Annotated in this window: 4 pseudogenes; 2 read left to right on the forward strand and 2 right to left on the reverse strand. The window is 64.9% G+C overall.

The features are described from left to right. A pseudogene (locus tag QMO56_RS26730) lies at positions 1-330 on the reverse strand (IS481 family transposase); the annotation flags it as partial. A 323-nt stretch (positions 331-653) separates the two neighbouring features. On the opposite strand from QMO56_RS26730, the pseudogene QMO56_RS26735 reads away from it, so the two are divergent. Further along, positions 654-944 (forward strand): annotated as a pseudogene (locus QMO56_RS26735) (type II toxin-antitoxin system RelE family toxin); the annotation flags it as partial. Positions 945-1,066: 122 nt separating this feature from the next. Here the strand turns inward: QMO56_RS26735 and QMO56_RS26740 are convergent. Beyond that, a pseudogene (locus QMO56_RS26740) lies at positions 1,067-1,267 on the reverse strand (integrase core domain-containing protein); the annotation flags it as partial. A 72-nt stretch (positions 1,268-1,339) separates the two neighbouring features. On the opposite strand from QMO56_RS26740, the pseudogene QMO56_RS26745 reads away from it, so the two are divergent. Beyond that, positions 1,340-1,463, forward strand: a pseudogene (locus QMO56_RS26745) (IS3 family transposase); the annotation flags it as partial.

The following is a 1,463-nucleotide window of genomic DNA, read 5'->3' on the forward strand; positions in this document are numbered from 1 at the left end:
GCCGTGGCGGGCGAGGCAGCGGTGGAGAGCACTGCGGGACAGGGCCGGAATGGTCTCCCGCAGGCAGCCCAGGACATCGTCCAGCGGCAGGAGGGTACGACGTCGGAACTCGACGACGAGGGCTTCCTCAGCCTCGGCCAGAACGGTGCTGCGGGGCCGGGCGGGACCCATCGGGGCATCGGCGGTGCCAGTCCGGCCGCGCCATTTGGCGACCGTCTTGGGGTTCAGCCCAAAGCGGGCGGCAAGGGTCCGGGTGCCCTCTTGCGACGCTTTGAGCTCGGCTCGAACACGCGGCGCCGTTCGGGCTGAACCGTGAAGACCGCCTGCCACAGGACATCCTCCCCCTCGCGGGTCAAAGATGCACCACTACTCCCCGGGACTACACACCTAGCGAAATCCCAATCCGTTAGCGCCTATGAGCTGATCTCCAAGGCAGTGGAGGATTTGGCCGTGGATGAGCGGGGAGACTCCCTCGACGGGGCGGTCATTCACGCGGCTCAGATGGGTATGCGCTTCCTGGTCGAGACCTCCTGTGCCGACAACGCGGCACGCGGTCGTGCCTCCCGCCGCCAGAGAGAGTTCCTCGATGCCATAAAGCGGATCGAGGAAGCTCGTGAGGAACTACGGCAGCAATACGCGAAGCGGCGCTAACCATGGAATTCCGGATCGCGGACACCTTCACCGCCAGCCTGGCCCGCTTGACGGCGCAAGAGCAGAAGGCGGTGAAGACCACCGCCTTTGACCTGCAGATGGACCCGTCCTCGCCGGGCTTGTCCTTCCACAAGCTGGATAGGGCGCAAGATAAGAATTTCTGGTCGGTACGAGTGAACGCCGGCATCCGCCTGATCGTCCACCGCACGCCGTCCAGCCTGCTGCTGGTGCATGTGGACCACCACGACAAAGCCTATCGCTGGGCCGAGCGCCGGCGCATCGAGCGCCACCCTGAGGTGGTCCCCATCCGCCGGACAGATTGGCGGCCTGGATAAGCTCGGTGTCCGTCGTCAGGTGCTTTGGGACAGTTGGGGCCCGGGTTTAACGGAGGGCCTGGCTCATCTAATTTGCGAGGTTAGGCGGCCTTGCTCTGGTGCAGCAAGCGGCGTTGCTGGATGGTCTGCCGCTTGATGCGCGCACGTTCAGACAGGATGGCTTGCCCGCGGCCGAAGTAGACGTCGGTGGGCGTGAGATTGCCGAGGCTCTCGTGAGCGCGGCGATGATTGTAGTGCTTGGCGAAAGCCTCGATCTTCGCCTCCAGCTCGCCTGGCAGGTAGTTGACCTGCCCCCTTAAAAGTGGACCGCCGCTGATGTGAGATTGGCGGGACGCGGAGGGGAGGAGGTTGAGATGGGGAGGAAGCAGCACAAGCCGGAGGAGATCGTGGCCAAACTGCGCCAGGTCGAGGTGTTAGTGGCGCAGGGCAAGACGGTGGCCGAGGGTGCCCGGGTCATTGGGGTGACGGAGGCGACCT

It is taken from the genome of Roseomonas sp. E05, from assembly GCF_030063475.1.
Classification (GTDB): domain Bacteria; phylum Pseudomonadota; class Alphaproteobacteria; order Acetobacterales; family Acetobacteraceae; genus Pseudoroseomonas.